General features: G+C 64.4%; 18 protein-coding genes. 6 read left to right on the top strand and 12 right to left on the bottom strand.

Annotated elements, in window-relative coordinates:
• Position 1: 1 nt before the first annotated feature.
• Positions 2-418, top strand: a complete 417-nt coding sequence (locus tag AC1DKY_RS00570) for an ExbD/TolR family protein (protein WP_046972823.1) — start codon at positions 2-4, stop codon at positions 416-418.
• Between the two features lie 253 nt (positions 419-671).
• Here AC1DKY_RS00570 and AC1DKY_RS00565 read toward each other — a convergent pair whose 3' ends face one another.
• Both AC1DKY_RS00565 and AC1DKY_RS00560 read right to left on the bottom strand, forming a co-directional pair.
• Positions 672-1,415 carry a pyridoxine 5'-phosphate synthase gene (locus tag AC1DKY_RS00565; RefSeq protein ID WP_441601812.1) on the bottom strand — a complete coding sequence of 248 codons (744 nt, stop codon included), beginning with the start codon at positions 1,413-1,415 and terminating at the stop codon, positions 672-674.
• Positions 1,416-1,626: 211 nt separating this feature from the next.
• A complete protein-coding gene (locus AC1DKY_RS00560) occupies positions 1,627-2,271 on the bottom strand; it encodes a 4'-phosphopantetheinyl transferase family protein (protein WP_441601811.1) in 645 nt (214 codons plus the stop codon).
• A gap of 108 nt (positions 2,272-2,379) precedes the next feature.
• Between AC1DKY_RS00560 and AC1DKY_RS00555 the strand changes: the two genes are divergently transcribed.
• The gene (locus AC1DKY_RS00555) at positions 2,380-5,847 is read left to right on the top strand and encodes a hybrid sensor histidine kinase/response regulator (protein ID WP_441601810.1); all 3,468 of its coding nucleotides are present in this window, start codon (positions 2,380-2,382) and stop codon (positions 5,845-5,847) included.
• Between the two features lie 897 nt (positions 5,848-6,744).
• Here AC1DKY_RS00555 and AC1DKY_RS00550 read toward each other — a convergent pair.
• Entirely contained in the window at positions 6,745-7,419 is a 675-nt protein-coding gene (locus AC1DKY_RS00550; protein ID WP_441601809.1) for a response regulator transcription factor, read from the bottom strand.
• A gap of 156 nt (positions 7,420-7,575) precedes the next feature.
• Positions 7,576-9,516, bottom strand: coding sequence for an acetate--CoA ligase (gene acs / locus AC1DKY_RS00545; protein ID WP_441601808.1), 1,941 nt, complete (start codon positions 9,514-9,516; stop codon positions 7,576-7,578).
• Positions 9,517-9,733: 217 nt separating this feature from the next.
• Here acs and AC1DKY_RS00540 point away from each other — a divergent pair, with 217 nt between their 5' ends.
• Together AC1DKY_RS00540 and AC1DKY_RS00535 are read left to right on the top strand one after the other, a co-directional pair.
• A complete protein-coding gene (locus AC1DKY_RS00540) occupies positions 9,734-11,239 on the top strand; it encodes a hypothetical protein (RefSeq protein WP_441601807.1) in 1,506 nt (501 codons plus the stop codon).
• A 179-nt stretch (positions 11,240-11,418) separates the two neighbouring features.
• Positions 11,419-13,077 (top strand): MFS transporter, encoded by a 1,659-nt coding sequence (locus tag AC1DKY_RS00535; RefSeq protein WP_441601806.1) that lies wholly within the window; start codon positions 11,419-11,421, stop codon positions 13,075-13,077.
• A gap of 62 nt (positions 13,078-13,139) precedes the next feature.
• On the opposite strand, the gene AC1DKY_RS00530 is transcribed toward AC1DKY_RS00535, so the two are convergent.
• On the bottom strand, positions 13,140-13,400 hold the full coding sequence (locus tag AC1DKY_RS00530) for a GlsB/YeaQ/YmgE family stress response membrane protein (protein ID WP_441601805.1): 261 nt from the start codon (positions 13,398-13,400) through the stop codon (positions 13,140-13,142).
• A 191-nt stretch (positions 13,401-13,591) separates the two neighbouring features.
• Here AC1DKY_RS00530 and AC1DKY_RS00525 point away from each other — a divergent pair, with 191 nt between their 5' ends.
• On the top strand, positions 13,592-15,799 hold the full coding sequence (locus tag AC1DKY_RS00525; protein ID WP_441601804.1) for a hypothetical protein: 2,208 nt from the start codon (positions 13,592-13,594) through the stop codon (positions 15,797-15,799).
• Between the two features lie 74 nt (positions 15,800-15,873).
• Entirely contained in the window at positions 15,874-16,965 is a 1,092-nt protein-coding gene (locus AC1DKY_RS00520) for a PA0069 family radical SAM protein (RefSeq protein ID WP_441601803.1), read from the top strand.
• Between the two features lie 27 nt (positions 16,966-16,992).
• Here the strand turns inward: AC1DKY_RS00520 and AC1DKY_RS00515 are convergent, their stop codons facing one another.
• The 7 genes from AC1DKY_RS00515 to AC1DKY_RS00485 all read right to left on the bottom strand — a co-directional run bounded on the left by AC1DKY_RS00515 (position 16,993) and on the right by AC1DKY_RS00485 (position 24,829).
• Positions 16,993-18,483: a hypothetical protein gene (locus AC1DKY_RS00515; protein ID WP_441601802.1), complete on the bottom strand. Its 1,491-nt coding sequence runs from the start codon at positions 18,481-18,483 to the stop codon at positions 16,993-16,995.
• Positions 18,480-19,376, bottom strand: coding sequence for an ABC transporter ATP-binding protein (locus tag AC1DKY_RS00510; protein WP_441601801.1), 897 nt, complete (start codon positions 19,374-19,376; stop codon positions 18,480-18,482). Before AC1DKY_RS00510 ends, AC1DKY_RS00515 begins: the two co-directional genes overlap by 4 nt.
• 88 nt (positions 19,377-19,464) lie before the next feature.
• Positions 19,465-19,848 (bottom strand): GntR family transcriptional regulator, encoded by a 384-nt coding sequence (locus AC1DKY_RS00505; RefSeq protein WP_441601800.1) that lies wholly within the window; start codon positions 19,846-19,848, stop codon positions 19,465-19,467.
• Positions 19,849-19,962: 114 nt separating this feature from the next.
• Positions 19,963-21,990: a S9 family peptidase gene (locus AC1DKY_RS00500; protein ID WP_441601799.1), complete on the bottom strand. Its 2,028-nt coding sequence runs from the start codon at positions 21,988-21,990 to the stop codon at positions 19,963-19,965.
• Between the two features lie 68 nt (positions 21,991-22,058).
• The gene (locus AC1DKY_RS00495; RefSeq protein ID WP_441601798.1) at positions 22,059-22,577 is read right to left on the bottom strand and encodes a hypothetical protein; all 519 of its coding nucleotides are present in this window, start codon (positions 22,575-22,577) and stop codon (positions 22,059-22,061) included.
• 102 nt (positions 22,578-22,679) lie between these two features.
• Positions 22,680-23,621 carry a patatin-like phospholipase family protein gene (locus AC1DKY_RS00490; RefSeq protein ID WP_441601797.1) on the bottom strand — a complete coding sequence of 314 codons (942 nt, stop codon included), beginning with the start codon at positions 23,619-23,621 and terminating at the stop codon, positions 22,680-22,682.
• 194 nt (positions 23,622-23,815) lie between these two features.
• The gene (locus AC1DKY_RS00485) at positions 23,816-24,829 is read right to left on the bottom strand and encodes a class 1 fructose-bisphosphatase (RefSeq protein WP_441601796.1); all 1,014 of its coding nucleotides are present in this window, start codon (positions 24,827-24,829) and stop codon (positions 23,816-23,818) included.
• Positions 24,830-24,960: the final 131 nt, after the last annotated feature.

Here is a 24,960-nt window from a genome sequence, read left to right as displayed (position 1 = left end):
CATGGCATTCAGTTCTGGAAGTGGTAAGGGGCCAATGGCTGACATCAACGTCACGCCGCTGGTCGACGTGATGCTGGTGCTGCTGATCATCTTCATGATCACGGCGCCGATGCTTACCCATAAAGTGAAGATCGACCTGCCGCAGCCGAATCCGAACATCGTGCAACCGGAGAATCCGCCGGAGCCAGTTCGCCTCAAGATCGACCAGTCCGGTGCGCTGTACTGGAACGATACGCCGGTGGATGAGCTGGGCCTCAAGGCGCAGCTCGCGGTGATCGGTGGTCTGGGCGATCCGGCCAAGCAGCCGGAAGTGCAGATCAACGCGGACGATGGTGTGGCGTACGAGCACGTTGCTCGTGTGCTGGCTGATGCGAAGAGCTACGGCCTCACCAAGATCGGCTTCACTGAAGGTCAGTAATTCAGTAATACCGTAAGGCATTACCGCAAGACTACCCTTTGGACCCCCGCCCAGTGCGGGGGTTTTTTTCGGCTGTAGAAAACCCAGGCGACTGCGTTCGGGCCTTTTGCTGCGTCAACGTTCGGACGTATGGATGGCCAAATGTCCGCGAGGCTGCGCACGACGATGCACGGTGGCGCGCACGCAGAAGTGGCGAAACCACGCAATCGATTCCGGTCGGTTCCGGCACGATGGCCGCAGTGCGGCCACGAGCTCAGCGCAGGATCTGCAGGTATCTGCGAACCGTAGTCGCCATGCCTTCGTACAGCGCTTCGCCAATCAGCGCGTGGCCGATGGATACTTCCGCCAATCCCGGAATGGCAGCCTTGAACGTGCCCAGGTTGGCCTGGCTCAAATCATGTCCCGCATTCACTGCCAAGCCCGCATGCTGGGCACGTCGAGCCGTGTCCGCGCAGCGCTCGAGCTCCTGCTGCACCTGGCCTTCTTCGAAGGCTTGCGCATAAGGGCCGGTATAAATCTCGATGCGCTGCACGCCGATGGCTACCGCCTCTTCGAAGCCGGTCGCGCCCGAATCCACGAACAGGCTTACGCGACAGCCAATGTCGCGTAGTGCGGCAACCAGCGGTTTCAAGGTCTCGATATCCCGGGTGAGGTCGAAGCCGTGATCGGACGTGATCTGGCCATCGCCGTCCGGCACCAGGGTGACCTGGTTCGGCCGCACTTCGCGCGCAAGTTCGATCAGGCCCGGATAACTGCCGCGTGGCCCGGCGAACGGATTGCCTTCGATGTTGTACTCGACGCGACCGCGCGTGATTGCTGCCAGTGCACGCACGTCGTCAGGACGGATGTGCCGCTGGTCGGGTCGCGGATGCACGGTGATGCCACCGCAACCCGCGTCGATGCAGGTATGCGCCGCGCGAAGAATGTCCGGTTCACTGCCGCCGCGCGAATTGCGCAGTACGGCGATCTTATTGACGTTGACGCTGAGCAGGGTCATGGGTGGGACAGTACTCGTCGAGAGGCTGGAAGCCGCTAACAGTATGCGTGAGCGACGATCATGCGGACGCGATGGGCGCCCGGATCCTGATCGACTCGCTGCTACGCGCCGATTCCTCTATGCGGGCCACACCGGCCTCGCAACCGTTCAGTGTGCTCTTGCAGTGGCTCAGGCAGAGCGTTGCAACGGCGGGTTGCACACATTGCGCCGATCAATCCGTACCGGCAAGTGTCCACTGGCGGATCCGACGCGGTGTGCCTTGCCAGGCCAGCGTGCCCACATGTGCGTCATCCAGAATCAGGCGATGCAGCTGCCACTGCTGGGGCTCATAGCCATCCAGTCGATGCAGCACGGGCAGATGGGATGGGCCGCTGATGCTCAAGCGGTGCAGTCCGAACGCCAGGCCGCGGCCGACTGCCTTGAGCACGGCTTCCTTGGCCGTCCATAGTTCCAGAAAGGCGCGGTCGCGCTGGTCGACCGGCAGCGCCTGGAGCGCTGCCGTTTCGTCGGGACTGAAATAGCGCTGCGCAATGGGTACAGCCTTGGGATGCGGCCGCAGTCGCTCCAGGTCGATTCCAGGCAACACGCCGCGCGCGATGGCGATCAGTGCCTGGTCGTGGCTGTGCGACCAATTGAAGGAGAACGCATCGCGCTGACTGCCCGACAGCTCCGGCCGCCCATGCTCGGAAATCTCCAGTTCCACAGCGTCCGCGCCGACGCCCAGATAGCCGCCCAACATCGCCAGCAAAGGCGCGCGGCCTTGATGGTGGTCGTAGGCGAGCCGCCAGACGTGAATATCCTCGTCACCCAGCTGCGCAGCCAGCTCGGCCGGTGTCTGGCCGTCGGTCGTGATCATCTGCCCATGTTGCCGGCTAAGGGGCGATACTTACAAGCACGGCGGTCGCCACGGAACGGCACGCTGGTCTCAGCCACTGCAGGAAGCCCTCATCTCGGAGAACACCGCTTGATAGCCGGATGGCTGCTGCTGCTGGTCTCGCTGCTGTACGTCGGGTTGCTGTTCGTGGTTGCCTATGCGGGCGATCGCCGGCCGCTCTACCCGCGCCAGCCGCGGCTTCGTCCGATCGTCTACAGCCTTGCGCTGGCGGTGTATTGCTCCTCGTGGACCTTCTATGGCGCGGTGGGTACGGCGGCCCGCGAAGGGCTGAGCTATCTGCCGATCTATCTGGGTCCGATCCTGTTGTTCGTGTTCGGCTTCGGCTTGTTGCGGCGCCTGGTGCTGCTGGCACGCCAGCGCAATATCACCTCGATCGCCGATTTCATCGGTGCGCGCTTCGGCAAATCGCATGGCCTGGCCGCACTGGTGGCGGTGATCGCGGTGATCGCCGTGGTGCCGTACCTGGCGCTGCAGTTCAAGGCCGTGGCGATGTCTTACGCGGTGCTCGGCAGCCCATCGCCGGCAGGCACCTCGCAATTCAGCGACAGCGCGCTCTGGTGCGCGATTCTGCTGGCCACCTTTGCCATCCTGTTCGGCACGCGCACCATCGACGCCACCGAACACCATCACGGCATGATGCTGGCCATTGCCGTCGAGTCGCTGATCAAGCTCATCGCCTTCATCGTGTTGGCTGGCTACGCGCTCTGGCGTGGACCGGGTCTGGCGGTCACCACGCAGTTGCCGCTTCAACAACTCTCCGAAGGCGTCTCCCCCGGCTTTCTTGCGCAGACGCTGCTCGCGTTCTGCGCGATGTTCTGCCTGCCACGGCAATTCCAGATTGGCGTGGTGGAATGCGAGGACCCGCACGACGTATCGCGCGCACGTTGGCTGTTTCCCATCTACATGGTGATCGTCAGCCTGGCCGTGCTCCCCATCGTGGCGGCGGGCCTGCACCTGCCGCAGCTGCAGGGTGGCAACAAGGATGCCTGGGTGCTCACCCTGCCGATGGCCTACGGCGATCGCGGCATGGCGCTGCTTGCCTTCATCGGTGGCTTCTCCGCGGCGACGGGCATGGTGATCGTGGCGTGCGTGGCGTTGTCCACCATGATCAGCAACGACATCGTCATGCCGATGCTGCTGCGCATTCATGCGCTCAAGCTCGAGCAACGCGCGGATCTGTCGCAACTGGTGTTGCTGGTGCGACGCATCGCCATCATTGCGCTCGCTGCGATGGCCTATGTCTATTATCGCGTGGTGGCCGATACCACCAATCTCGCCACCACCGGCTTGCTGGCGTTTGCAGCCGTCGCGCAATTCGCGCCGGGCATCGTTGCCGCGCTCTACTGGCGTGGTGCCAGTCGAAAAGGCGTGGCGGTGGGGCTGGGCGCGGGCTTCCTGGTCTGGGCCTACACCCTGCTGCTGCCAGGCTTGAACCGGGAGGCGGACTGGCTGGATACGGGTCCGATGCACCTGAGCTGGCTGCAGCCGCAGGCACTGTTCCATTTGAGCGGATGGGACCCGGTGATGCACGGCACGTTCTGGTCGCTGCTGGTCAACGTGTCCTGCTTGATCTTCGTCTCGCTGCGCTTTCGACCCAACCTGGAAGAGCGCCTGCACGCTGCGATGTTCATCGACCCCTATGCTGTCGATAGTCGCGGTGCGGGCGATTGGCGCGGTCGCGTCGCGGTGGCGGATCTGCGCACCATTGCCGAACGGATCGTCGGCGAGCGCAGCAGCCAGCGTGCGTTCGAGGACTATGGCGAGCGCCGCGGCAAGCCGCTGCAAGCCAGCGAGGCTGCCGATCGCGCGCTGATCCAATACACCGAGCGTTTGCTTGCCTCTGCGGTGGGCGCTGCGAGTGCGCGACGCATCCTGATGGGCGCACTGTCGGGCTCAGGCCTCGATATCGCCGAAGCGATGGCCTTGATGGACGAAGCCTCGCAGGAACTGCGCTTCAACCGCGAGCTGTTGTCCACCACGCTGGAAAACGTGTCGCAAGGCATCAGCGTGATCGACGCGAACATGCGCGTGGTCGCGTGGAATCGGCGCTATCTCGAATTGTTCGACTATCCCGACGGTATGGTCTACGTCGGCGTGCACGTGGCCGATTTGATCCGATGGAACGCAGAGCACGGTGAGTTGGGTCCGGGTGAAGTCGAGGCTCATGTGGCCAAGCGCCTCGGCCACATGCACGCCGGTTCGCCGCATGTATTCCAGCGCATCCGTCCGGATGGTTCGGTGATCGAAATGCGCGGACGCGCGCTGCCCGGCGGCGGCTATGTCACCACCTATACCGATGTCACGGCGTACAAGCATGCCGAGCAGGCGCTGATCGAGGCCAACGAGAATCTGGAACAGCGCGTGGAGCTGCGCACGGCCGAGCTCAGCGAAGCGCTCAACTCCGCCGCACATGCGCGTCGCGAAGCAGAGATGGCGAATGCGTCGAAGACGCGCTTTCTGGCAGCGGCGAGTCATGACCTCTTGCAGCCTTTGAATGCTGCGCGCTTGTTCACTGCGGCGTTGCGCCAACATCCCGGGCTCGACGGCGAAGCCAGCTTGCTGGCCGAGCGCATCGACGCCTCCTTCCGTGCAGCTGAAGATCTGCTCGATGCACTGCTCGATACCTCGCGCCTGGATGCCGGAAGCTATCGCGCGGACATCAGCAATGTGGCGTTGTCGGATCTGTTCGAATCGTTGATGGCGCAGTTCGCCGTGATCGCGCAGCAGCGCGGACTGCGATTGCGCGTGGTGCCCACGAAGCTGGCCGTGCGCAGCGATCCTCAATTGCTGCGTCGCGTGCTGCAGAACTTCATCTCCAACGCGCTGCGCTATACGCGCGAAGGCGGCATCCTGGTTGGTGCGCGCCGCATGGGCGATGAAGTGCGACTCGAGGTGTGGGACACCGGGCCGGGTATCGCGGCGGAGCAACGGGCGCGGATCTTCGGCGAGTTCCAGCGACTGGATCGACCATCGCCTTGGGGCGAGAAGGGCTTGGGCCTGGGCCTTTCCATTTGCGAGCGCATCGCCGGCATTCTGCAGCACAAACTCGAGCTGGTTTCCCGCGAAGGCAAGGGCAGTCGCTTCGCGGTGCGCGTGCCGCGCGCGGAAAGCGCGATACCGCGTCGCCGCACGAATGTTCATCCGATGTCGAACGAGCAGTTGCCGCTCACCGTGCTATGCCTGGATAACGACACTGCCATTCTCGACGGGATGCGTGCGCTGCTGCAGCGCTGGGGCGTGGATTGCCGAACAGCGATCGACGTGGCGGAGGCCGAGCAGGAACTGCGACGCGGTGGTGTCGACCTGATCCTGGCCGACTATCACCTCACCGATGATATGGATGGCTTGCAGGCGCTCGAGGAACTGCGCACGGTGCTGGGTGAATTGCCGCCGATTGCGATGATTACGGCGGATGGCAGCAGTGAGTTGAAGCAGCGGGCGCGGGGGTTGGGGTATCCGATTTTGCATAAGCCGGTGAGGCCGGCGGCGTTGAGGGCGTTGTTGAGTGCGTTGGTGCGCAGGCAGACGATGGCTTAGTTCCTGATGCGGGAGCTGAGCGTGCGTCAGCGTCTTGCGGGTTGTTCTCTTTAGATCGCCATCCCGGCGAAGGCCGGAGTGCTTTTTAACAGCCGAAGGCTGGTCATCAAGAACTTCGGTGTTCCCTTGTCACCTTGGGGCCAGGGTGCCGCCTGCGCGGCGGGCGTTTCGAACGGCTGCCGCCGCTCGAGTCACTTTTCTCTTGCTGGCCCAAGAGAAAAGTAACCCAAAGAGAATGGCCTAAAACGCCCGCAGCATCGTGTTGGGATAAGCCCGAACGCTCGAGGTGCGCTGTTGTGGGACAACCTCCGAGGGTACACAGGGGATACTTCCAAGCGCTGCGCAACGCGCCCGAATCGCTGAGGACTTAAAGCCGGGCCTCGCTGCGCATCGGCTTAGGCATCGCTCCTTTCCTCTGCTGCGGCTGCTTGTCTGTGGGAGCGCACCCTGTGCGCGACAGCCACGCTGGGGTGTACCGCTCCGTAGTTTTGTTGCGCACAGGGTGCGCTCCCACAAATTGCGATCGCAGAATTGAATTRCCGCTACAGCGTGCGAAACCCCTTGTAGGAGCGCACTTGTGCGCGACCGCGGCGTTGGGATGTACCGCTCCGTAGGTTTGTCGCGCACAGGGTGCGCTCCCACAAATAGCGATCGCAGAATTGAATTRCCGCTACWGCGTGCGAAACCCCTTGTAGGAGCGCACTTGTGCGCGACCGCGGCGTTGGGATGTACCGCTGTGCAGGTTTGTCGCGCACAGGGTGCGCTCCTACAGATGGGTTACGGCTGGGTGTTGTCTTGGGAGGTATTGGCGCAATGGTTGGACGTCTGAAGGCCGCAAAGGCTGCCCAATCGCGGCGGACGCCTGTTTGCAGCTTCCTCGCACCACGATGCCGCCAATCAACCTTCCTCATCCGCAGGCAACGACGGCATCGCTTCCTGGTCGATCGCCAGATGGCTTGCAGCCAGCGCGACCTGGGTGCGGTTGTTGACGCCGAGTTTGCGCATGATGGCGGTCATGTGCGCTTTCACTGTGGCTTCGGATACGCCGAGGTCGTAGGCGATCTGCTTGTTGAGCAGGCCTTCGGCGATCATCGTGAGCACGCGGAACTGTTGCGGCGTCAGGGTGGCGACGCGATCGGCGACGGCGGCTTCGTCAGGCTTGAGCGCCGTGCCGCCGCCGACAAGCTGGTGCGGCAGCCACACATCGCCATCGAGCACCTTGCGGATGGCGGTGATGATGTCCTCGCCCGGTGTCGACTTTGGAATATAGGCCGATGCGCCATGGGCGAGTGCGCGTCGCGCCACCTGCACATCTTCATGCCCTGACACGACGATGGTCGGCAGGCCAGGATTTTGCCCGCGTATATGCGCCAGTGCGGAATAGCCGCGCGCACCGGGCATGTGCAGGTCGAGCAGGAGCAACTCGGCGTCGGGATACTGCTCGATCAGGCCAAGCAGCGTGTACACGCTGTCCGCGCTGTGTACGTTGGCATTGGGAACGGCCGCCACGACGGCGCGTTGCAGGGCGTCGCGAAACAGCGGGTGATCGTCGGCAATCAGTACGTCAGGCATGGATTCCCTGCTTCACTTTGTAGGAGCGCACTTGTGCGCGATCAAGTGCCTCGAGGCCGGAACAGCATCGAGACGGGTGACGCGACCGCGACGATCATTCATGGGGAACATCGGGTCGCTGCGGTCGCGCACGAGTGCGCTCCTACAAGTGCGTGTTTATTTGATGAGGCGTTCGTCCACCAGGTTTTTCACTACGCCGGGATCGGCCAGCGTGGAGATATCGCCGAGCTGGTCGGGTTGGTTCTCGCCGATCTTGCGCAGGATGCGGCGCATGATCTTGCCCGAGCGTGTCTTCGGCAGTCCCGGCGCCCACTGAAGGAAATCCGGCGTGGCGATAGGCCCGATCTCCTTGCGCACCCAGGCGACCAGTTCTTTGCGCAGCTCGTCGCTGCCCTGCTCACCGGCAACCAGGGTGACGAAGGCGTAGATGCCCTGGCCCTTGATGTCGTGTGGCGCGCCCACCACGGCGGCCTCAGCCACCTTCGGATGCGCCACCAGCGCGCTCTCCACTTCGGCGGTGCCGATGCGATGGCCGCTCACGTTGATCACGTCGTCGACGCGACCGGTGATCCAGTAGTAGCCGTCTTCGTCGCGACGCACGCCGTCGCCGGTGAAGTAGTTGCCCGGATAGGCGCTGAAATACGTATCGATGAAACGCTGGTGATCGCCGTAGACCGTGCGCATCTGGCCCGGCCAGGAATCGGTGATCACCAGGTTGCCCTCGGTCGCGCCTTCCAGCACGGCACCGCTGGCATCGACGATGGCGGGCTTGATGCCGAAGAACGGTAGCGTGGCCGAACCCGGCTTGGCGTCGATCGCGCCGGCCAGCGGCGTGATCAGGATGCCGCCGGTTTCGGTCTGCCACCAGGTATCCACGATGGGGCAGCGCTCGTCGCCGACCACGCGGTAGTACCACTCCCAGGCTTCGGGATTGATCGGCTCGCCCACGGAACCCAGCAAGCGCAGCGACGCACGCGAAGCCTTCTTCACCGGGCCTTCGCCTTCGCGCATCAGTGCGCGGATGGCGGTGGGAGCGGTGTAGAACGAGGTGACCTTGTGCTTGTCCACCACGTTCCAGAAGCGGCTGGTGTCGGGGTAGTTGGGCACACCGTCGAACATCAGCGTGGTGGCGCCGTTGGAGAGCGGCCCGTAGACCACGTAACTGTGGCCGGTGACCCAGCCCACGTCGGCGGTGCACCAGTAGACATCGTCTTCGCGCAGGTCGAACACCAGCTCGTGTGTGTAACCGGCATAGACCAGGTACCCGCCCGAGGTGTGCAGCACGCCCTTGGGTTTGCCGGTGGAGCCGGAGGTGTAGAGGATGAACAGCGGGTGCTCCGCTTCCACCGGCGTCGGCGGACAATCAGCCGACTGGCCTTCCATCAGCGTGTGGTAGTAGCGGTCGCGCGGCGACTGCATGGGCACGGCGCTGCCGGTACGGCGCACCACGATCACGGTCTCCACGCTGTTGGTGCCGGGGCGTTCGAGCGCGGCGTCCACGTTGGTCTTGAGCGGAATCTTCTTGCCGCCGCGCACGCCTTCATCGGCGGTGATGACGACCTTGCAGGCGGAGTCGGCGATGCGGCCGGCCAGCGAGTCCGGCGAGAAGCCGCCAAACACCACCGAATGGATCGCGCCGATGCGCGCGCAGGCCAGCATGGCCACGGCTGCCTCGGGGATCATCGGCATATAGATGGCCACGCGATCGCCCTTGGCCACCCCAAGGTGCTTGAGCGTGTTGGCGAACTTGCACACCTCGGCGTGCAGTTCCTTGTAAGTAATGTGGCGCGACTCATTCGGGTCGTCGCCCTCGAAGATGATGGCGGTCTTGTCGCCGCGCTCGGCCAGGTGGCGGTCCAGGCAATTGGCCGAGACGTTCAGCTCGCCGTCCTCGTACCAGCGGATGTGCAGATCCCTGGGGTCGAACGAGACGTTCTTGATCTTGGTGGGCGTCTTGGTCCACTGCAGGCGCTGGCCGACCTTGCCCCAGAAACCCTCCGGATCCTTCACCGACTCGGCATAGAGCCGCTGGTAATCGTCCTTGCGGATGCGCGCCTTGGCAGCGAAATCGGGTTTGACGGGGTAGAGCTTGGTCATCGTGGGGCTCCTGCGGCCGGCCCAGCCGGCCTCCTCATGCGTTGAATGTCGCCGCAGCAACCCACTGTCGGCGATAACGACCGAGTGTACCGGCTGGCCGGTGATCGATACGTTTCGCCCCACTTTCGACTTTGGTCGAGGTTCGACCAATGGTGAATAGGCGTCCGCAATGCAGCATGGACATGCTCGGGTGGTCATCGACCTGGGGAGGCCTGCCATGACATTGCCCACCACCGCCCGCCGCCATGCCGCGCTGGCGCTAAGCATCGCCTGCGCGCTGAGCCTGCCGCTGGCAGCCCATGCGCAGAGCACCACCACGAGCAAAGGCAGTACGCGCGAACAACAACTCGAGCAGCGCGTGAACCAGCTGGAACAGCAACTGGCCGAACTGAAGGCCATGATCCAGGAACAGAAGGCCGCCACCACGCAGGCCACGCAAACCGCGCAGCAGGCGCAGGTGGCCGCCACGCAAGCGCAGACCACGGCGCAGGCGACCTCCACCAAGGTCGAAGCGGCGCCCAAGCCGCAGTTCACCACCGCGCCGGGGCTGACGGTGGCGCTGCATGGCTTTATCGATGCCACCGTGTTTGGCCAGGACCGCACCTTCATCAACTACGGCAACGGCCAGAACGCGGAAATTCCCGCGCCGCCGACCGCCGCCAACAAGGCGAACGGCTATACCGGATCGCTCAGCGGCGCGGACGTGCGCAACACCCGCTTCTGGCTGGATTTCACCGGCGCCAAGTTGAACGACAACTGGAATGGCAGCGGCCGCCTCGAGATGGACTTCTTCGGCGGCAACAACGGCACCGGTGCATACGCGCAGCAGCAGCCGATTCCGCGCCTGCGCCAGGCCTATATGGACATCAACAACCCCACCTGGGGCACCACGGTGCGCATCGGCCAGATGTGGGATCTGATGTTCCCGCTGGAAAACACGCCGACCTCGCTCTCGCATATCGCCTTCCCGCTGGGCTACGGCTCGGGCATCGTGGGTTGGCGCTATCCTGGCGTGATCGTGATGCAGGACCTCAACCACGGCACCGACGGCGTGAAGTGGCGCTTCGACTTCGCCGTGCTCGAGGGCAACTGGAGCGGCCCGCAGAACCCCGCTGGCACCGCAACCGTCAACTATCTCAACGGCGGCGCGGCGCATTTCAAGCCGCAGGTGGAAGCGCGCCTGCATGCGCAGGGCAAGGACTGGCTGGGCTACCTCACGGCGCATTACTCCGAAATCGATCTGCATGGCGTGGGCGATATCGTGCCCAAGCCGCCGCGTGACACGCTCAACAGCATTGGCTACGACCTGGGCGGCCAGTGGAAGCCCGGTCCGTGGACCCTGAAAGGCCTGATCTATACCGGCAAGGCGCTGGGCGAGATCTTTGGTGCGATGTCCCAGTTCGGCAACATCAAGGAGTCGGGCGGCTTCGTGCAGGCCGGCTACAACTTCACACCCAAGTGGAGCGTCAACGCCTTCTATGCGGCCGCGCGTCCCAACCGCGAAGACGTGATGGCCTGGACTGCACCCGGCACGGCGGCTGCACCGGGCGTGGGCCTGCTGCGCAACAACATGTCTGCCTTGAGCCTGCAATATGCCTCGGGTAACTACGAGCTTGGGGTGGAGTGGATCTACGACAACTTGCGTTACCAGCTGAAGAATTCGCCCTCGAGCCAGACCGTCAACGGCAACCAGGTGAGCTTCAGCGGCATGTACAAGTTCTGAGGAAGCGACGGTGGCAACGTCCAGGCGTTGCCATCGCCACCGCCGGGTGGGGCGACGGGAGGCGCCCGAACCGGACGAGTAGAGAACGACGCAGCGAGTGGCCAACGCCGCTCCAGCGAGTTGCACCCTGAAACCACCATCCATCGATTCGATGGGGCGTCACAACAGAGGGCTACATCATGGCTACGACCGCCGTCGACATGCGGGGATCGCTCGACACCGGCCACCGCCGCGTCATCCTGGCTTCCAGCCTGGGCACCGTGTTCGAGTGGTACGACTTCTACCTCTACGGTTCGCTCGCCGCGCTCATCGGCAAGCACTTTTTCAGCGGTCTCAACGAAACCAGCCAATTCATCTTTGCATTGCTGGCGTTTGCAGCCGGCTTCGCGGTGCGTCCGTTCGGCGCGATCGTATTCGGTCGCCTGGGCGACATGATCGGTCGCAAGTACACCTTCCTCATCACCATCGTCATCATGGGCCTGTCGACCTTCCTGGTCGGCGTGCTGCCTAATTACTCGACCATCGGCGTGGCCGCACCGGTGATCCTCATCACGCTGCGACTGTTGCAGGGCCTGGCCCTCGGCGGCGAATACGGCGGTGCGGCGACCTATGTGGCCGAGCATGCACCGCAAGGCAAGCGTGGCCTGTACACCAGTTTCATCCAGATCACCGCAACGTTCGGTCTGTTCCTCTCGCTGCTGGTGATCCTCGGCCTGCGCCTGTGGCTGGGCACCGAGAAGTTCGACGACTGGGGATGGCGCGTTCCGTTCGGCATCTCGCTGTTGCTGCTGATCGTGTCGGTGTACATCCGACTGCAGCTGAGCGAGTCGCCGGTGTTCCAGCAGATGAAGGCCGAGGGCAAACAGTCCAAGGCGCCGCTGACCGAAGCCTTTGGCCAGTGGAAAAACCTCAAGCTGGTGATACTCGCACTGCTCGGCGCCACGGCCGGCCAGGCGGTGGTGTGGTACACGGGTCAGTTCTATGCGCTGTATTTCCTCACCCAGAGCCTGAAGATCGACGGCACCACGGCCAATCTGCTGATCGCTGCGGGTCTTGCCATCGGCACGCCGTTCTTCGTGTTTTTTGGATGGCTATCGGATCGCATTGGTCGCAAGACCATCGTGCTTGCCGGTTGCCTGCTCGCCGCGCTCACCTACTTCCCGATCTTCAAGGGGCTTACGCATTTCGGCAACCCAGCCATCGAAGCGGCGGCCGCCACCTCGCCAGTGAAAGTGGTGGCTGATCCCAACGGCTGCAGCTTCCAGTTCGATCCGGTGGGCAAGGCGAAATTCACCAGCTCGTGCGATGTGGCCAAGAGCGCGCTGGCGAAAAAGGGTATTCCCTACTCCAACATAGCCGCCGAGCCCGGCAGCATTGCCGAGGTCAAGATCGGCGACCGCACGATCTCCTCGTTCGAAGGCGGCGCGCTCGACAGCAAGGCATTTGCCGACCAGAACAAGGCCTTCGGCGCGCAGCTTACCGGTGCGCTGAAGGAGGCAGGCTACCCGGAGAAGGCCGATCCGGCGAAGAGCAACTACCCGATGCTGATCGTGTTGCTGGCCATCCTCGTGTTCTACGTGACCATGGTGTATGGCCCGATTGCGGCATGGCTGGTGGAGATGTTCCCCACCCGCATCCGCTACACCTCGATGAGTTTGCCCTACCACATCGGCAACGGCTGGTTCGGCGGTTTCGTGCCGACCATCGGCTTCATGCTGGTCGCATGGAAGGGCGATATCTACTACGGCCTGTGGTATCCGATCATCGTGGCGATCGCCACGTTCTTCATCGGCTTGCTGTTCCTGCGCGAGACCAAGGACGTGGATATCCGTAGCTGAGTCCCGCTCGTATCAACCAGAAGGCGCGACGGGCAACCGTCGCGCCTTTTCGTTTGCGCGAATCAGACGCTGCGTATGACGCCGACAATGGCCAGCAATACCACGGCGCCGATCAACGCATGCAGGACGCTGTTGACGAACGGGCTCACCACGGCGAAGTGCACCCCAAGCCGCGGCAACAGCCATCCGGCGAAGAACGCCCCGATGATGCCGACCACGATGTTGCCGAGCACTCCAAAACCAAAGCCGCGCACGATCAGCCCGGCCAGCCAGCCGGCAATGGCGCCGATCAACAGGAAGACGAGCAGGCCTTCGACGGTCATCGCATACTCCTTGCCCTGAAGCAGTGCGCGAAGTATCCACAGCGACGTGTCGCCCAGGCGTGACGCAAGATCTTCCCTTCAGCATCGAGTCGGCGACGTCGCCGAACCGTGCATGCGAAGGCCGTCACGGGTGGGGGCAACGTAGCAGCCTACTATGCTTGCCGCGACCCACGGAAGATGGAGGAAGCCGCATGCCCGACATCGAACGTGCAACGTCTTCCCGACGGCCGACCATCCGCCGCCGCTGGCGCCAACTGCTCGGCTGGACCGCCCTGGTGCTCGACCATCTCAAGCCCGTGCGCGTGTCGCTGCTGGTGCTCGCCGTGGCGGTGATGGTCGCGATCGGCGTCGATCAGGCTGCGGAACTGTTCCTGATCGCCCTGTGGACCGATCCCAGCGTGGCGCGCTATCTCGCCCTGCTGCTCTGCAGCGCGCTGGCCGGTCTGGCCATGTGGCATGCGGCACGTCAGGCCTATCGTCTGCGCTATCCACGCTGGCCCGCCCTGCAGGACGAACGCGCGGCTTTCCTGCGGGACTGGTTGCCGCGGCTGCTCGGCGCATTGGTTCCGTTGCTGGTGTGCCTTGGCTATGTGCTGGCGTTGGTCAAACTTCCGCATGGGCCGTGCGGCATTACCGAGCACTGTGCGCAACGCAGCTGGCGGGCGCTGGGATTGCTGGCGGAGGCGGCCTTCCTCATCGTGTTCTTCACCACGCGCCGTCGGCTCTGGAGCACCTTGACCCGGCGCATGCCGCGACTGACCACGCCGCATGCGCGTCCGCGCGATGAGAAACGCGTCTGGCGCGTGCGTGATCTCGGTACGTTTGCCGTGGTCATGTATGTCGTGGTGGTGACGCTCAACGTGCTGGCCACGGTGCTGATCGCATTCATGCCCGAATTGCTCGACGGCATGGGGCCGTTGGCCATCCTGCTGCTGTCCGCCACTTTCCTCTGCTACAGCGGCGGCCTGTTATGCATGATTGGTGACCGGCGCGGCGTGCCGCTGCTGACCATCCTGCTGCTGGTCAGCGCTTCGCTGCATTGGCTGCATCTGAACGACAACCACCAGGTGCGGCAGTATCCCGGCATGACCACGCATGAGCGCCCGGCCATGCAGCCGCCGGATTCACGGCCGAGCTTCGATGCCTATGCCGATGCGTGGATCAAGGACCGCTGCGCCGGCCACGATCCGTGCCCGGTCATCCTTGTATCTGCCGAAGGTGGCGGCATCCGCGGCGCTGCGTGGACGGCGCAGGTGCTGAGCCGTCTTACCGCGATCACGCAACAGGGACAGCCGGCAATCAATGAGCCACTGTTCGCGCGCTATCTCTTTGCAGCCAGCGGCGTCTCCGGTGGCAGTCTTGGTCTGGCCGTCTATGTGAGTGCGCTGGCGCAACCCCATCCGCTGGATACCTCAGCGTTGGAACCACGCGCACAGCGCATGCTGAGCCACGATTTTCTCGCGCCGACCCTGGCCAACACATTCTTTGTCGACTTCACCCAACGCTGGTTGCCCGGCGCGTGGCTGGACGATCGCGCCCGAGCGCTGACCCGTGCCTGGGAATCGGCTGCCCGCAAGCAAGGCATGCCCGCCTTTGAGCAACCGTTTTCAGGCCTCTACGAAGGGCCGCAGGTCACGCCATCGTTGCCGGCGCTCTTCCTCAACAGCACCACGGTGGCCGAAGGCAAGCGCTTTATCCAGCATCCGTTCCAGCCGATGGCCACACCCCAGCGCCAGCCGTGGACCGCGGGCTTCGATGGTTCGAGCTGGCTCGACCCACGCGTGCCGCTGAGCGAAGTCGTGCTCAACAGCGCGCGCTTCACCTATGTGAGCCCGGCCGGCACCCTCGAAGCGCATCTGGCCAATCCGCCCGTGCCCAATCGCATGCAGCTGGTAGATGGCGGTTACTTCGAAAACTCAGGCACCACCACCCTGCTTGAACTGATGCGCCTGCTTCGCAGCAAGGCCAGGCAGCATGGCGTGTCGATGCGCTTCATCGTGATTCACATCAGCAACGATCCGCTGATGAGCGATTTCGTCGAGCAACACGACGCCAGAGCGCCGCTGCCGTTCTATTCCACGGCATGTCAGGCCGTACCCGGCGCCATGCCTGCGCATGTCCGTGGCGAGGCGACTGCCCCACTCGACGCCCTGCTCGATACCCGCAGCGCCCGCGGCGACTACGCCCGCGTACAGTTGTTGAACGCGCTACGGCCCGACGCCGCCGATCCATCGCGTGGCGACATGCTGTGGCACTTCCGCCTGTGTCCGGGCAACTATCCCATCCCCATGGGCTGGACCATCTCCGCGCCGGTGTTCACCGAGATGTCCGACCAACTGAACCACTATCCCCTGGAGGCCATGGGCGAGGCACTGCGAACCCAGCTGGCACCCTTCTAGGAGCGCACTGGTGCGCGACCGCAGGCCCCGGAGATGTCGCGCCACCTGAGACCCTGCGGGTGCAAACTGCCGGCATGGCCGAATCCTTTCTCCCTCCCCACGCGTTCAAGGGCCGAGGCGCCGCCTCCAATCCGGAAGGCCGCTTCGAGTCGATCCGCCACCACGCCGAGGACGACGGCTGGCAAAGCCTGGTGCTCGACGAGCAGGCGCCGCGACCGCGCACCGAGGTCACCGAAGAACGCGCGCGCAGCGTCATCACGCGCAACGATTCGCCGGACATCCATTTCAACCAGGCCTTGAATCCGTATCGCGGCTGCGAGCACGGCTGCATCTATTGCTTCGCCCGTCCGTCGCACAGCTATCTCAACCTCTCGCCCGGGCTCGATTTCGAAACCAAGCTGCGTGCCAAGAGCAATCTCGCCGAGGTGCTGCGCCATGAGTTGGCCCGGCCGTCCTATACGGTGAGCCCGATCAATATCGGCAGCAACACCGATCCGTATCAGCCCATCGAGCGGCGCTGGAAACTCACGCGCGCTGCGTTGGAGGTACTGGCCGAGTGCCGGCATCCGTGCACCATCGTCACGAAGAACGCGATGGTCGAGCGCGATATCGACATCCTCGCGCCGATGGCGCGCGACAACCTGGTGCAGGTGTTCGTGTCGATCAACTCGCTGGACAACCATCTGGCCGCCAAACTCGAACCGCGCGCCAGCGCGCCGCACCGGCGCATCCAGGCCGTGCGCACTTTGCGCGACGCAGGCATCCCGGTGGGTGTGCTGGTCGCGCCGATCATTCCGGCGCTCAACGATCGCGATATGGAAGCCGTGCTGCAGCAGGCGGCCGATGCCGGAGCGACCTGTGCGGGCTACACCACGCTGCGCCTGCCGTACGAACTGAAGGCGCTGTTCCGCGAATGGCTGGCGCTGCACGTGCCGCAGCGTGCAGCGCATGTCATGAGCCTGGTGCAGCAGATGCACGGCGGCCGTGACTACGACAGCGACTTCACCACGCGCATGCGCGGGCAGGGCGTGTTTGCCGACCTTATCCGCCGCCGCTTCGACGTGGCGTGCCGCAAGCACGGCTTTGGCCGCGCCCGCGAGTTGCAGCTGGACACGACCAAGTTCGTGCCGCCGCGCAAACCGTCACCGCAGGGTCAGTTGTTCTGACGCGCTGTCGTTCGTTGAGGGCTCGCGTCAGACGGAGTTGGCAAGAAATGGATGCGGCCGTCGTGCGAGGCCACGCCACCCGCGTAGCGCCAGCCATGCGAGCAGGGCCAGCAGCACACCCCACGCACCCACGAACCAGGTGACGTAGCCATGGACCTGGTCGCCGGAGCTCAGCAGGGGAACCATGATGCTGACCGAGAACAGCACATAGCCGAACAGACACAGACCGATGCTTGGCCAGCGACCCAGTGGGCGCCCGCCCAGGACGGACACCACGAAGGCGGAGACGAAGGCCATCGCGCCGCATAGCGTAAGCATCAGCGCGCAGGTGCCGATGGCACTCGCGTGCAGCAACGTCGCCAGCACCAGCGCCAACACCATCAGCGCACCCAGGGCAGCCAGCGGCGGCAGCAGCGAGGCGCACAGCAGGCGACGCTTCACGTGGGCGGCATCGCCGAGTCCTGGCATCAGCGCGAGCAGTGGCAATTCGGCGTTCTGTTTCATCCAGCGCTGAACCAGCTGGGCGATCGGCAGCAGCGCGATCATGCTGCCGCCGAAACCAACGCCCCACATCAGCATGCCAACCAGACCGGTATGAACGAAGCTTTCGCTGAAGTGGCCCGGATGGCGTTGTACGGCCTGCACGCCAAGCTGCAGCACAAAGATCAGCGAGGCGCCGAGCACGATGCTCAGCTGCATCGCACGCCCACCCGTAGTGAGCGGCGCAAACACGCCGCCGAGTCCGATGCGCAGGCTGGTCACGGGGTGCGCCGGGCCGCTTTGGCGCAGCTCGACACGCGGCTGCAGCCATGCCGGGTTGCGACGGATCAGGGTGCTGGCGTCCATGCCGGCGCCGCCCCAGCTGCCCCAGCCACCGCGCGAGGCTGCACCGAACTGCATCATCATCGGCGCCCCCATGCCGCCGTAAGGCTGGTCGGAGTGTGCCACGCGGCGCCAGCATCCCAGCGCGATCAAGGCGAAGACCAGGGCGATGGTGCCGCCCAATAGGGGAAATCCAGGCTCGGCGGGGCGCGGCAGATGGAACACGGGCTGCAGCATGTTGAATACCGCAGGCAACAACCAGATGAAGAAGCTGAAGACGCGCGGCAGCAGCGCCATGGCGAGCCCTGCCGTCACGGCGGCGGCCAGCGCAGCCATCACGTTCCAGGTGTAGCCGCCCAGACTGCCGATGACCACGCTGGGCACGATCACCAGCAACACACCGTATAGCAGCACGGCACCGGACGCCTCGCGTTCGACGCAGGGCAAACGCATCTTCCTGCCGTCGATGGCCAGCAGCAGACAGGGCGACAGCCCAAACAGGGTCAGCATGAACACGCCCGTGGCCACCAGCATGCCGGTGACCGGCGCCCAGTAAACGCGTTCCGCGCCGTGCAGGCCGAACAGGGCAAACGCGCTGGCGCCCGCAGCCAGCAGCACACTGATCGCCAGCACGATCCAGCGCGTCGTCTGGCGCATGGCATACCACGGTGCGATCAACATGCCATGGGCAGTCATCCCGCGATCTCCACGAAAAGATCTTCGAGGCCGAGCGCATCGACGCGCGCGCCCGGCAAGGACGAGGCCTCGGGCCAGCGGCCGTGGGCATCGCGCTCCACCACCAGGCTCACGCTGCCATCTTCATGACGATGACGCCCGAACACCTGGGTCGGTGCAGCCGCAGACATCGCCGCTGGCAGCCACAGACGTGCGAAGCGTTCCTTGGTTTCGTCCACGCCACAATGCAGCAGCAGTTTGCCTTCGTGCAGAAAGGCGATCTCCGAGGCGACGCGTTCCAGGTCGGACACGATGTGGGTGGAAAACAGCACCGTGGTGCCGGCTTCGCCCGCGCGCAATGCAATCTCACGCAGCAGGTCGCGGCGCGCCACGGGATCGAGTGCGGCAGCCGGTTCGTCCAGCACGAGCAACTCGGGCCGGGAGGCGAGTGCGCGGATCAGGTCGACACGCTGGCGCTCGCCTGGCGACAGTTTACCCAGCAGCTTGTTCGGCGAAATCAGCCAGCGCTCAAGCGTGCTTTTCGCATAGGCTGCATCCCAGGTGGGATAGAAGCGGCCCACGTAGTCGAGCATCTGGCGTGCGCTCAGCCACGCCAGGGCATCCGGCTGTTGGGGCACATAGGCGATGCGCGCCTTGCTGTGATCGGACAGCTTGAGCGCCGCCTCACCAAACACGGTGCATTCGCCGGCATGCGGCTGCAGCAGGCCAAGCATGGCGCGGATCAACGTGGACTTGCCGGCGCCATTGCGCCCGATCAGGCCCAACACGCTGCCCGGTGCAATCGCCAGGTCAATGTTGGACAACACCTGGCCATCCTCGTAGCCATGCGAGAGACCGCGCACAGCCAGCGGTGCGGCGGCATTGTCGTTGATGGATCGCAGTGCGGCATTCATCGGACTACCCTCACGTCAGACGCTTGTTTAACCGTGCGGCGCGGTGCCGCCGGCGATGCGAGGGGCGGTGTGCCCCTCCCTGCCAATCTCATTCGTCCAGCAGCTTGCCAAGCCGGCGCAGTACGGCATCGCCCGGCAATTCAAGCTCACGCGCATGGCGCGCGAGTGCCTGCAATTGGGCCTCCAGCAACGCCATGCGTTGCGCCTGCGTGGCCGTGCTGCGCGTGGTCGCGGCCACCGCCATGCCCTTGCCGCGCAGGCGCTCCAGCAAACCTTCCGTCTCGGCCATGCCGTAGGCGCGCGATACCGTCATCGGGTTGATCGCGTGAAATCCTGCGACATCGCGAACGGAGGGCAGCAGGTCGCCGGTCACCAGCTGGCCGCCGGCGATCAGTCGGCGCAGCTGCTCCACGATCTGCCGGTAGATCGGTTCGGCCGAGGTGGGTTGTATGGCGAACATCGAGGCATCCATGTGTATTAATACAACAATACACTTTGACCAAATTCAATAGGCCGGATGGCAGGGGCACAAAAAAGCCGCCGATGCGGACATCGGCGGCTCAGGCTTTCGGTGGTGCGGCCAGACTCAGTTCGACGCCGGCAGATATTTCTCGAACCACAGCAAGGCGCGCTGCAACACATCGCGCTGATGCTCCGGATCCACAAAGTGATGGCCTTCATTGGGATACACCACCAGCGAGGTCGGCACGCCCTGCGCGCGCAACGCATGCCAGTATTCGAACGACTGCGGCGCCGGACACTCGGCATCGCGGTCGCCCACCACGATCAGCGTGGGCGACTTGGTCTGCTTGATGAAGTTGATCGCCGAACTCTTCGCGTACACCTGCGGATCGTCGTAAACGGAGGCGCCGAAGAACGGGATCATCCACTGGTCGATCAGGTTCTGGCCGTAATAGCTCTGCCAGTTGGCGATGCCTGCGCCCGCCACCACCGCGCGGAAGCGCGTCGTCTGGGTGGGGATGAACATGCTCATGAAACCGCCGTAGCTCCAGCCGGTGAGGCCAAGGCGCTTGTCGTCGACGGGAAGCTTCTTTTCGATCGTGTCGATGCCGGCGAGAATGTCGCGCAGATCGCCGTGGCCGAAGTCCTTGCGATTGGCCTGTACGTACGCCTCGCCCTGGCCAAAGCTGCCGCGCGGATTGGGCATGAAGACAAAGTACCCCAGCGCCGAGAACGGCTCGCCCGCAAAACCCATGCGCGGCCAGCGCGGAATCACCGCGCTCGACGGACCCCCGTGCACGGTGACGATCATCGGGTAGGACTTCTTCGCATCGTAATTGGCGGGATACAGCAGCCAGCCCTGCACGTGGCGGCCTTCGATATCCCATTCCACCGATTCGGCCTTGCCCCATTGCGGCTTGAGTGCAGCATTGAACTGGGTGACGGCGGGCGGCGGGGTGTCGCCCAAGGCGCCTGCGTGCACTTCGGGAGCCTCGGTGTACGAGCTCTGCACGAAGGCGAGTCTGTTGCGATTGGCGGACAGCGATAGCGCCATCTCCGCACTGCCGTCGCCGATCGTCGCCGGCAGCGTGAAGAGCAGACGCGTTTGCGCCGCCCTGGCCGCATCGATGGCGTACTCGGCCACCTGGCTCTGGCCATTGCTGACCTGTGCGACGAGCAACTGCTGCGTGCCGGACCAGGTGAACCACGCCGGCGTCACGCGCGTGTTGGGCGTGAGATTGATCGCATCGCCGCCGCTGGCAGAGACCGCGTAGAGATCACCGCCGGTGGAACCCTGGTCGCTCATCAGGCCGCCGATGAAGACGATGCGCTGAGCATCGGGCGACCACTGCGGCAATGCCATCTGCAGGCCGTGCAGTGAACCCTTCGCGGTCGCCGGATCGAGAATCGCCGTGGCCTTCGCATCGACCTGCGCGTTCTGCACATACAGTTTGGCCAGCCACCAGTTGTTGTCGCCCGGCGGCGGCGCACCGGTGAAGACGATGCGCTGGCTGTCCGGCGACCACGCAAATTCATACGCGTAGGTACTTTCCGGTGTAAGCAGGCGCACGTTGCCGCCGGCGGCATCCACCGTCGCCACGCGCTGCACTTCCATGCCATCCACACCGATCTCGCCCGAGGCCGGCTTGGCGGCATACACCGCGCTGGCACGACGCGTGCCGTTGGGCACGTAAAGGAAGCCGAGCGACTTGCCGTCAGGGGCCCAGCTCAGGTCCTGCGCCACGCCGGGCAGCGAGGCCATATGTTTAGGCGACTCCTTGGCCTGCATGTCGACCACCAGCAGATCTTTCTGCTTGCCGCCGTTGGCGCAATTGGAAAGAAAGGCCAGATGATGCGAATCGGGCGCCCAGGCGGGATCTGTCTCATTGCAATCGCCACGCTTGGCGATGCCCACGCGATGCGCGTCGCTGCCGTCGGCTTTGGCCACCTCGATGGCATCCTTGCCGTCCGTGCGCACCACCCAGGCGAGCTGGTTGCCATCGGGCGACAGCTGTACGGCGCTGATGGCGCGCGTCTTGCCGAGGTCGGTGAGCAATTGTTCGATGCGCGGGTCGGTGCGGGTCGCCGCATGGAGGCCGGGAACAAAAGCCGCCACCAACAGGGGCAGCAGCAGACGGGCAGGGTGTTGCATGGCGGGCGCCTGGATTGCGATGGGGATTACCACACGCTAGCAGGCCAGGCCGCGCGCCGCCAAGTCGCTCAGCGGTGCGCGGAGAACGACGGCAGCGCGCCCTGGGCCTCGAAATAGTGCCTGGCGATCTGCCGCCGCACGACGTGTTCAAAGGCGGTCGTTGGCCGCGCCGGCTCGCCTTGGCACAGGCCCAAGATGTTGCGAACGATCTGCACCGGCGTCATCAGCAGACCCCACGGAAAGCCCCACCAGCCCAGCCCCAGGCAGTAGAGCGTGCTCAGCAGCTGGTCGCGTCGACCGCAGCGACGACAGCACACACTGCGTCGTGTGCTCCACTGCGTCATCAGCAGCAGCGAATGCACGCGGTGGTGTTCGTATACGTCGATGGCAGCGTCCTGTCGCTTGCAACGTGGGCAGCGCGATTGGCGCCACTCGCTCACCTGGCGCTGCAGGATGTCCAGTGGCACCTGGTCGGCAGCAAGGTGCAGCGGATGGGAACGGGCGCAGGCAGCGCTGCAATAGCGTCGCCCATCGAGTCGTCGGCCACCGAACAGGATCGACTTGCCGCACTGGCTGCACGCGCCCATGGAACCCCCTGGTTGTCCCCGCGCGCAAACTAGCGCGCAGCTGTCCGTTGGGCCAATCATCCAGATGGCCGTCTGGACAGCCAGGCGAGAAACTGCTGTGGGTTAGTGCGTTACCGGCGTTGCCACGACGCTGGCCGCTTGCTGGCGCGCCACCTGGATCGCAGCAATCTTCGCCTTGATCGCAGGCATGGCCGCCAGCGCGGCGCGCTCGCCTTCCATGATGGCCTGGTCCTTCTGCTCGAAGTCCGCCGCGCCGATCTGATTCACCTTGGGCCGGATCACGATGTCTGCGCGCGCCAGCTCCTGCTCGCCGAGCTTCTGGCCCATGATGCTGATGGACTGGCCGACAATATTGAGCATGCCCTGCGGGTTGCTGCCGTTGGCCTTGCTGGAAATATCCACCGCGATCACCACGTCGGCACCCAGCTGACGCGCGGCATCCACCGGCACCGGACTGACCACGCCGCCATCCACGTAATGCTTGCCGCTGATGTCCACCGGCTCGAATACGCCGGGCACGCTGCTGGAAGCACGCACGGCCTGGCCGGTATTGCCACGCACGAACACCGTGCGCTGACCGGTTTCCAGTTGCGTCGCCACCACCGCGAACGGCACGTTGAGCTTGTCCAGCGGACGGTTCTTCACCTGGGCGTTCACGTAGTCCTGCAGTTTCTGCCCCTGCACCACGCCGCCGGAAAACAGACGCACGTCGCGCAGGCTGGCCTGGTCCAGCGCAATGGCGGTCTCCTGCAGCTGGAACGGGTCCATGCCGCTCGCATAAAGCGCGCCGACCACGCTGCCTGCGCTGGTGCCGGCCACCACATCGGGGCGAATGCCGTTGGCCTCCAGCATCTTGATCACGCCGATGTGCGCAAAGCCCTTGGCCGCACCGCCGCCCAGGGCCAGGCCAATACGCAGCTTCACCACCGGAGGCGGCGCGATCGGCGCAGGCGGCGGCGTGGGCTTGGTGCTGCCGAAGCAGGCGCACAGCACCAGGCTGGCAAGCAGGGGCAGGACAGGGCGAAACAAGCGGGTGGACGTCATGTCGATGGGCGCGGGCGGCTCGTAGAGGAAGGTTCGGCCTGCTGATCCTTCGGCAGGCCGGTCACTGGCGAGCGAGTGTACGACCGCCAGAGGGCGGCACGATGGCAGGTTGCGGCGCACGTTGTGCAACGGTCAGCAAACTGCTCGTCATCCCGGCTTGTACCGGGATGACGAGCGTCAAAGGGGGACGGCCTTTAGCCTGCGGCGTCTGCCTCGACGTGGTAGTGCGTGGCCACTTCCACTTCTTTCTTCGAACCGAGGAACACCGGCACGCGCTGGTGCAGGCCGGTGGGCTGCAACCCCATGATGCGTTCGCGGCCAGTGGTGGCGGCGCCGCCGGCCTGCTCGACGATGAAGGCCATCGGGTTGGCTTCGTACATCAGGCGCAGCTTGCCGCCCTTGGACTTGATCTTGGCGTCCAGCGGATAGAAGAACACGCCGCCGCGGGTGATGATGCGATGCACGTCGGCCACCATCGAGGCGACCCAGCGCATGTTGAAATCCTTGGCGCGGGGGCCTTCCGTGCCGGCCAGCAGCTCCCCGATGTAACGCTGCATCGGCGCTTCCCAATGACGCTGGTTGGACATGTTGATGGCGAACTCGGCGGTCTCTTCCGGGATGCGGATATTGCGACGGCTCAGGATGAAGCTGCCCACTTCGCGATCGAGCGTGAACTCGTGCGTGCCGTGGCCAAAGGTGATCACCAGCACCGTGGCCGGGCCGTACACCACGTAACCGGCGGCCAGCTGGGTGGTGCCTTCCTGCAGGAAGTGCTCGGCCTTGGGTTCGGTGATGCCGTCGGGACAACGCAGCACCGAGAAGATCGTGCCGACGGAAATGTTCACGTCGATGTTGGAGCTGCCGTCGAGGGGATCGAACAGCAGCAGGTGATGGCCCTTCGGATACATGTCGGGGATCGGCTGCGGATCTTCCATTTCCTCAGAGGCGCACGCGGCGAGCTGGCCACCCCAGGCGTTCGCTTCGAGCAGGATCTCGTTGGAGATCACATCGAGCTTCTTCTGCGCCTCACCCTGGATGTTGCCGGTGCCCGCCTCGCCCAGCACGCCGCCAAGGGCGCCCTTGTTGGTGGCCACCGCGATGCGCTTGCAGGCACGGGCGACCACTTCGATCAGCAGGGACAGCTCGGCGTTCATGCGGCCGGCGCGGCGTTCCTCGATCAGGAACTGGATGAGCGAAATGGACTTCATGGCGAACCCGCAAGCAAAGGGACCCCTATTGTCCCGGTTGATGCCGACACTTGTCAGCTCAAAGTATGACCAGTGGGTTCATCTATCCGTCCTGAAAACCTTTTCGGACAAGCCACCGCCACGAGCGTCGG

This window comes from Dyella sp. 01N448, from assembly GCF_056399225.1.
The sequence above is the reverse complement of the archived record's forward strand: the minus strand, read 5'-3'. Positions and strand labels throughout refer to the sequence as shown.

Bases quoted from the DNA above. Each gene is read 5' to 3' on its own strand.
- AC1DKY_RS00500 (WP_441601799.1), bottom strand. From the start codon at position 21,990: ATGCAACACCCTGCCCGTCTGCTGCTGCCCCTGTTGGTGGCGGCTTTT.
- AC1DKY_RS00485 (WP_441601796.1), bottom strand. From the start codon at position 24,829: ATGAAGTCCATTTCGCTCATCCAGTTCCTGATCGAGGAACGCCGCGCC.
- AC1DKY_RS00525 (WP_441601804.1), top strand. From the start codon at position 13,592: ATGCCCGACATCGAACGTGCAACGTCTTCCCGACGGCCGACCATCCGC.
- AC1DKY_RS00490 (WP_441601797.1), bottom strand. From the start codon at position 23,621: ATGACGTCCACCCGCTTGTTTCGCCCTGTCCTGCCCCTGCTTGCCAGC.
- AC1DKY_RS00570 (WP_046972823.1), top strand. From the start codon at position 2: ATGGCATTCAGTTCTGGAAGTGGTAAGGGGCCAATGGCTGACATCAAC.
- AC1DKY_RS00560 (WP_441601811.1), bottom strand. From the start codon at position 2,271: ATGATCACGACCGACGGCCAGACACCGGCCGAGCTGGCTGCGCAGCTG.
- AC1DKY_RS00540 (WP_441601807.1), top strand. From the start codon at position 9,734: ATGACATTGCCCACCACCGCCCGCCGCCATGCCGCGCTGGCGCTAAGC.
- AC1DKY_RS00515 (WP_441601802.1), bottom strand. From the start codon at position 18,483: ATGACTGCCCATGGCATGTTGATCGCACCGTGGTATGCCATGCGCCAG.
- AC1DKY_RS00495 (WP_441601798.1), bottom strand. From the start codon at position 22,577: ATGGGCGCGTGCAGCCAGTGCGGCAAGTCGATCCTGTTCGGTGGCCGA.
- acs (WP_441601808.1), bottom strand. From the start codon at position 9,516: ATGACCAAGCTCTACCCCGTCAAACCCGATTTCGCTGCCAAGGCGCGC.
- AC1DKY_RS00510 (WP_441601801.1), bottom strand. From the start codon at position 19,376: ATGAATGCCGCACTGCGATCCATCAACGACAATGCCGCCGCACCGCTG.
- AC1DKY_RS00505 (WP_441601800.1), bottom strand. From the start codon at position 19,848: ATGGATGCCTCGATGTTCGCCATACAACCCACCTCGGCCGAACCGATC.
- AC1DKY_RS00530 (WP_441601805.1), bottom strand. From the start codon at position 13,400: ATGACCGTCGAAGGCCTGCTCGTCTTCCTGTTGATCGGCGCCATTGCC.
- AC1DKY_RS00520 (WP_441601803.1), top strand. From the start codon at position 15,874: ATGGCCGAATCCTTTCTCCCTCCCCACGCGTTCAAGGGCCGAGGCGCC.
- AC1DKY_RS00535 (WP_441601806.1), top strand. From the start codon at position 11,419: ATGGCTACGACCGCCGTCGACATGCGGGGATCGCTCGACACCGGCCAC.
- AC1DKY_RS00550 (WP_441601809.1), bottom strand. From the start codon at position 7,419: ATGCCTGACGTACTGATTGCCGACGATCACCCGCTGTTTCGCGACGCC.
- AC1DKY_RS00565 (WP_441601812.1), bottom strand. From the start codon at position 1,415: ATGACCCTGCTCAGCGTCAACGTCAATAAGATCGCCGTACTGCGCAAT.